Source organism: Nocardiopsis sp. MG754419 (assembly GCF_018207095.1).
Lineage (GTDB): Bacteria > Actinomycetota > Actinomycetes > Streptosporangiales > Streptosporangiaceae > Nocardiopsis.
On record NZ_QOCZ01000333.1, the window covers coordinates 1 to 624 of the forward strand.

The following is a 624-nucleotide window of genomic DNA, read 5'->3' on the forward strand; positions in this document are numbered from 1 at the left end:
GCGCGAGCCCCGACCCCCGCACCCCACCAGAACCTCCCGAAACCGGCGACACACCCCACCGGACCACCAACAGAAAGTAACAACACTGCTACGTTCAGCAATCAAACCCGCAGTACGCCACCGGGGGAGACCACATGAACACGGCACCGGCCATCGATCTCGACCTCATCACCCACCTGTACCGCACCCACCGAGACGACCTGGCCCTCGTCCGTGACCAGCGCCGACACCACCACGCGCAGGCCGACCCCACCATGACCCCCCAACTCGACGACCTCGAAGCGGAGATCACCTACCTGCTCCTGCGCCACCACCGACCCGCCCACGTCGTCGAGATCGGCACCTACTACGGCTGGTCCACCTCATGGATCCTGTCCGCACTCCGCGACAACGGCACCGGCCACCTGCACTCCTTCGACATCATCGACCACGCCACCCGCCACCTCCCCGACGAACTGACCGGCGACCGATGGTCCTTCACCAAAGGCGACGTCCGCGCCAAGATCGCCCACATGCCCGGCCACACCGACTACCTGTTCATCGACGCCGCCCACAACGGATGGTTCGCCCGCTGGTACATCCACCACCTGCTGCCCACCCTGCCCGCCCACATCCCCGTCAGCG

1 protein-coding gene is annotated in these 624 nt (G+C 66.3%); it reads left to right on the forward strand.

Annotated features, from left to right (window positions below; translation table 11 throughout):
- Positions 1–134: 134 nt before the first annotated feature.
- Positions 135–624: class I SAM-dependent methyltransferase (locus DSY14_RS27980; protein ID WP_211719588.1), on the forward strand; the 490-nt coding region annotated here is incomplete at its 3' end.